Origin of the sequence: Streptomyces sp. NPDC020490 (assembly GCF_044335305.1) — a bacterium.
In the GTDB taxonomy this organism is placed as follows: Bacteria; Actinomycetota; Actinomycetes; order Streptomycetales; family Streptomycetaceae; genus Streptomyces.
In genome coordinates, this window is the sequence record NZ_JBIRUY010000019.1 from 1 (window position 1) to 5,219 (window position 5,219).

5 protein-coding genes are annotated in these 5,219 nt (G+C 71.7%); 3 read left to right on the forward strand and 2 right to left on the reverse strand.

The genetic code is table 11. The features are described 5' to 3' along the window. The first annotated feature begins 103 nt into the window (after positions 1–103). Positions 104–883, forward strand: a complete 780-nt coding sequence (locus ACH4ZX_RS20525) for an alpha/beta fold hydrolase (protein WP_398274418.1) — start codon at positions 104–106, stop codon at positions 881–883. 68 nt (positions 884–951) lie between these two features. Here the strand turns inward: ACH4ZX_RS20525 and ACH4ZX_RS20530 are convergent, their stop codons facing one another. Both ACH4ZX_RS20530 and ACH4ZX_RS20535 read right to left on the reverse strand, forming a co-directional pair. Further along, positions 952–1,842, reverse strand: coding sequence for a prohibitin family protein (locus ACH4ZX_RS20530; RefSeq protein ID WP_398274420.1), 891 nt, complete (start codon positions 1,840–1,842; stop codon positions 952–954). 153 nt (positions 1,843–1,995) lie between these two features. Continuing rightward, positions 1,996–3,216, reverse strand: a complete 1,221-nt coding sequence (locus tag ACH4ZX_RS20535; RefSeq protein ID WP_398274423.1) for a right-handed parallel beta-helix repeat-containing protein — start codon at positions 3,214–3,216, stop codon at positions 1,996–1,998. Between the two features lie 364 nt (positions 3,217–3,580). Between ACH4ZX_RS20535 and ACH4ZX_RS20540 the strand changes: the two genes are divergently transcribed. Both ACH4ZX_RS20540 and ACH4ZX_RS20545 read left to right on the forward strand, forming a co-directional pair. Further along, entirely contained in the window at positions 3,581–4,165 is a 585-nt protein-coding gene (locus ACH4ZX_RS20540; RefSeq protein WP_360760531.1) for a sigma-70 family RNA polymerase sigma factor, read from the forward strand. Continuing rightward, positions 4,162–4,911 carry an anti-sigma factor domain-containing protein gene (locus ACH4ZX_RS20545; protein ID WP_398274426.1) on the forward strand — a complete coding sequence of 250 codons (750 nt, stop codon included), beginning with the start codon at positions 4,162–4,164 and terminating at the stop codon, positions 4,909–4,911. Before ACH4ZX_RS20540 ends, ACH4ZX_RS20545 begins: the two co-directional genes overlap by 4 nt. Positions 4,912–5,219: the final 308 nt, after the last annotated feature.

Consider the following 5,219-nt stretch of genomic DNA (forward strand, 5'->3'; position numbering starts at 1 on the left):
AAGAGGGTGTTCAGATCTTGCGTCACAACATGATCTTGAACACCCTCTGTTCACGCCTGATCGTCAGCCCAGGACATAGGACTTACTCGTCTAGGCTGACCGCATGGAGCGTGCCGCAGGCGACGTACCGGTGCATTACGTGGCGCACGGCGAAGGCAGACCCGTGCTGGTGCTGCACGGGGCGGTGGTCGATCACCGTGAGGCCGAGGCCTGCTTCGAGCCGGCTCTGGGAGCGCGCGACGGCTACCGGCGGATCTATCCCGACCTTCCCGGAATGGGCCGCACGCCGGCGCCGGCGTCCCTGCGCGGCGCCGAAGACGTCCTCGACGTGCTGCTCGGTTTCGCCGACGAGGTCGCCGGGCCGGACGCCGTCCTCGTCGTCGGCCACTCGGCCGGCGCCCACTACGCCCAGGGAATCGCGGCCCGGCGCCCCGACCGGGTCTCCGGGCTCGCGCTCGTCTGTCCTCTGCTGGCAGGGGTCCGCGACGTCCCGGACCACCAGCCGGTGGTCGCGGCCGACGATCTGGGCGACGACGGGTTCCGCGGCTACTTCGTGGTGCGGACGCCGGCGATGCTGGACCGCTACGAGCGCTTCGTCGCCCCGGCGATCCCCCTCGTCGACCAGGCCGCCCTGGAGCGGATCGGCGACCGGTGGGAACTCGAAGCGACCGAGGGACCGGCCTACCAGGGGCCCACGCTCGTCGTCGCCGGCCGGCAGGACTCCGTCGTCGGATACGCGGCGGCGGCGGACCTGCTCGAGCACTACCCGCGGGCCACCCTGGCAGTGCTCGACGGCGCCGGCCACGCGCTCCCCCACGAGCAGCCGAGGATCCTGGCGGCCCTGCTGGACGACTGGCTGGCGCGGACCGACTCCCGGGCCTGACCACCGGCACGCGGACGCAGGAATGATCCGGCCCTGCGGCGTTATCGGTTCGGTTCTTGCCGCTCGGTTCAGTTCTTGCCGCTGTCCACGATGACCGGTGTGCCACCCGAGTCCGTACCGCACGGCACCGCGTACACCGGGTTGGCCTTCGCGGCTTCCTTGTACGCCTCGAGGCACTGGTTGTACAGCACCTTGTCGCTCAGCGACCCCGCGATGATCTTGTTGGCGCGGGCGATGCCCTCCGCGTCGATCCGCCGGCGTTCCGCCTGCGCCTTGGCCGTACGCACGGCCTCGGTGGCCCGCTCGGTGGCCTGCTCCTGCTGGATCTTCTTGTCGATCTGCTCCTGCAGCTTCTCCGACGGCCGCACGTTGCGCAGGTTGACGGACGTGACGTCGATGCCGCGCGGCGCCAGCCGCTCCTTGACGAGACCGGCGATCTCCGAGCTGATCTGCTCGCGGGCGGACGCGTACCCCTCCTCACTGGTGTGCTTCGCGAAGACGTTGCGGATGATCTCGCGGCTGTCCGGCAGCACCAGCCGCTCCTCGACGGCTTCCTCGCTGCCCGCCAGCCGGTACAGCGCGACCGCCTTGCCCGGCACCACGGCCCACTTGATGGTGACGTCCGCGTAGAGCACACCGCCCTGCGAGGAGCGGACCTCGACCACGTCCTTGTCGTTGAGGTCGAGGTCCACCGGGCGGGTGGAGAAGGGTGTGACGTCGGTGAACGGTGACGTGAAGTGGATGCCCGAGGTCAGCGGCTTGCCGACGCTGCCGAAGGTCACCGGCACGCCGACCTCGTAGGCGCTCACGACGTAGACGCAGGCCAAGGCGCCTGCCAGCAGGCCCGTGACGGCGCTGAGCGCCGCCCCGAGTCTCCAGCGGCCTGCGGCGGTGCGGCCGCGGCCGACGAGAAAGAGCACTGCCGCGGCTATGAGCAGCAGGATGCACAGCACGAACACAGGTGTCCCCCTCCGAAAACGCTCCGCGCCGCCCGGGGGCGCGGCCCCGGCGCATCGTAGCGATCTCCGGTGACGGGGATGCCGGGCCGTAGGCAACCGCGGCCCGGCGAGGCGACATCGGATGCTCCGCTGTCCCGCCGCTCCCGGCAGCGTTCAGAACCGTGCTCCCACGTCCGCGCCGCCGGCGGGGCGCAGGAAGGTGGAGGACGGGATGGCGCCGGCGGCCGTCCTGGCGCCGGTGATCACGCTTGCGTCGGTGCTGACGAACGACCAGGTGCCGCCCGCGTTCCAGGAGTTGCCGCTGCCGGTGGAGTTCGAGCCGAGCGAGGCGTCGGTGCCGTTGGCCACCGCCAGGTTCTTCGTCAGCGTGCTGGAGGAGCGGCTGAACTCGAAGCCGGTCTTGCCGTTCTTCCACGCGGTGCAGTGGTCGATCTTCATCTTGCCCGGGTTGTTGTTGTCGACGAAGCCGCCGGCGGAGTTGCCCCAGGCCATGCTGTTGCGCACGGTGTGGTCGGCGGCCACGCCGTTGCCGCCCATCTTGAACCCGTTGCCGTCGCCCTGGTAGTCGGGCAGGTTCCACCGGTTGAACCCGTTGCCCCAGGCGAGGGTGTTCTCGACGAGGATCGGCGAACCGTCGAACATCCAGAAGTCCAGGCCGTCGTCGGAGTTGTTCCACAGCCGGGCGCCCCGCACCACGTTGCCGCTTCCGGAGCCTTCCTTGACGGCCAGTCCGTCGGCGCTCTCCCCGTTCTTCCGCGGGTCGTGGTTGCCGTGACTGTCCAGATTCAGGATCTGGTTGTCGCTGGAGGCTCCCTGGAGATGAAAGCCCGACTCGTAGTTGTCCCGGGTGACGAGGCGGTCGAAGACGTTGTGACTGGTGTCCGCGCCGAACACGCCGTAGGGGCCGTGGATGATCTCCAGCCCGCTCAGCCGCCAGTACTCGCCCTCGATGTGGACGGCTCCACGCTCGGCCCGGGGAATGGTCGAGCCCACCGCGCCGGGCGTGTACGGCATGTTCTCGCCGTCGATGACCACGTGCTCGCCGTGGTAACCGCGCATGGTGATGGGCTGGCTCGCCGTGCCGCTGTTGAGCAGCCGGATGTTCGTGGCCGGTGCGTACGTCCCGCCCCGGATCTGGATCGTGGTGCCCGCCTGCGCCAGGTCCACCGCGCGCTGGATCGTCTTCAGCGGGGCGGCGAGCGTCCCCGGGTTGCTGTCACTGCCGTTGCCCGCCACGTACAGGTCGCTCGCCGCGGCCTGACTGCCCGCCTCCGGGGCAGGGCGCGCGGGTGCCGCGTGCGCGCTCCCGGCGGAGGACATGACGAGTAATCCGACGAGGAGGCCGGTGCAGCGGATGGCGGGCTTCACGCGCATGGTTCGTCTCCAGGTTGCGAGTGCGTACGGATACGAGAAGGTGCGTAGAAAGCGCTTTCTGGAGCGAAGTTAGGCTGTAGCGCTGAGCGCGTCAAGAGTCGCAGCGTTCACTCCCGACGGCTGTGAATGCGGCTGTGAACGCGGCCGTACGGCGGCCCGTTCGCCGTCACCGGGAAGCGGGACGGCGTGGGTGCTCCGGGGCAGATCCACTGAAACGCGCCCCGGCACGCGGGTGCGACCCGTCGCGGCGCCGGTCGCGACAAGGCCGTACGTTTCCCACGCAAGCCGTGACGCCAATCCGCGGGCCGCTCGGCCTCGGATTACAGGGGATGTTCCGGCCTGTCACGCCTACGGGAGAGCCATTGTGAAGGAAGCCGTACATATCGGCAGACGCCCATCAGCTGGACCTGATCTGCAGAAACTGCTGCACCAGGTGGCGCTCGGCGACCAGGACGCCTTCGCCGCGGTCTACGACGCCGTGGCCGGCTCCGTCCTCGGCGTCGCGCGGGCCGTTCTGCGCGATCAGGCGCAGTCCGAGGAGGTGGCGCAGGAGGTGCTGGTGGAGGTGTGGCGGACCGCCCCGCGCTACCGGCCCGAGCGCGGCACGGCCATCAACTGGATCCTCACCCTCGCCCACCGGCGGGCCGTGGACCGGGTCCGGTCGGTGGAGGCCGCCGCGGCCCGTGACACCAAGGCCGCGCTGCTCGAGCACCAGCCCGCGTACGACGAGGTGACCGAGCAGGTCGAGAGCCGGCTGGAGCGGGAGCAGGTGCGGCGCTGCCTGCGCACCCTGACCGAGCTGCAGCGGCAGTCGGTCACTCTCGCCTACTACCGCGGACTGACCTACCGGGAGGTCGCCGAGGCGCTCTCGTTGCCGCTCGGCACGGTGAAGACCCGGCTGCGCGACGGGCTGATCCGGCTCCGCGACTGCCTGGGGGTGACCGCATGACCACGACGGACCTGCATGCTCTGACAGGCGCCTACGCGCTGCACGCGCTGCCCGGCGACGAGCGTGCCGCCTTCGAGCGTCACCTGGCCGAGTGCGACACCTGTGCGCAGGAGGTCGCGGAGTTCACGGCCTCCGCCGGACGCCTGGCCCTGGCCGCCACGGTGCGGACGCGCCCCGCCATGCGGGAGCAGGTTCTCACCCGCATCACCACCGTGCGGCAGGTGTCGCCCGGAGCCGCGTCCCTGGAACGGGTACGCCGCGGCCTGCGGCGCGGACGTGGCCCGGCCCGGTGGGCGCTGGCCGCCAGCGTGGCCGCCGCGACCGTGTTCGGCGGAACCGCCGTATGGCAGTACGAGCGCGCCCAGGACGCCCGGCACGAGGCCGCCCAGGCGCAGAGAGCCGTCGGGGACCTGACCAGCGTGCTGACGGCGCCCGACGCCAAGTCCCGCTCGGCCCGCCTGGCGGGCGGCACGGGAACGCTGGTGGTCTCCGCCGGCCGGGACCGGGCCGTCTTCATGGCTTCGGACATGAAGGAGCCACCGCGGGGCAAGGTCTACCAGCTGTGGTTCTCCGACGGCGGGCAGATGCGCTCGGCCGGCCTGATGGACCCCGACCGCAGCAGCCAGGCGGTGCTCATGCGGGGCGCGGTGGACGGCGCCTCCGGGGTCGGCATCACGGTGGAGCCGGCCGGCGGATCGAAGCATCCGACCTCGCCACCGGTCGCCCTGCTCGGCGTACCGACGTAGTACCCGCGCGTGGGGACCCGCCCGCCGGCGGGTCTCCACGCGCCTGCCGTGCCGCCACTCCACCACCGACGACAGCGGACCGGCGGCGGGCCTTCCATGCCCGCCGCCGGTCCGCTCGACGTCAGGCCGGAAGGTCGTTCCATGACGTGTTGTCCGTTGTCTTCCCGGAGCGCGCAAGGGCCGGGGGGGCGGGGGGGGGGGCGGGGGGCCCGCCCCCCCCCGGGGGGGGGTGCGCCGGGGGCCCCCCGGGGGGGGGGGGGGGGGCCCCCCCGCCCGCGGGGGGCCCCCGCCCGCCCCGCCCCGCAGGG

What these genes read in the sequence shown, in the direction of transcription:
- ACH4ZX_RS20525 (WP_398274418.1), top strand. Translation starts at nt 104, where the DNA reads ATGGAGCGTGCCGCAGGCGACGTACCGGTGCATTACGTGGCGCACGGC.
- ACH4ZX_RS20535 (WP_398274423.1), bottom strand. Translation starts at nt 3,216, where the DNA reads ATGCGCGTGAAGCCCGCCATCCGCTGCACCGGCCTCCTCGTCGGATTA.
- ACH4ZX_RS20545 (WP_398274426.1), top strand. Translation starts at nt 4,162, where the DNA reads ATGACCACGACGGACCTGCATGCTCTGACAGGCGCCTACGCGCTGCAC.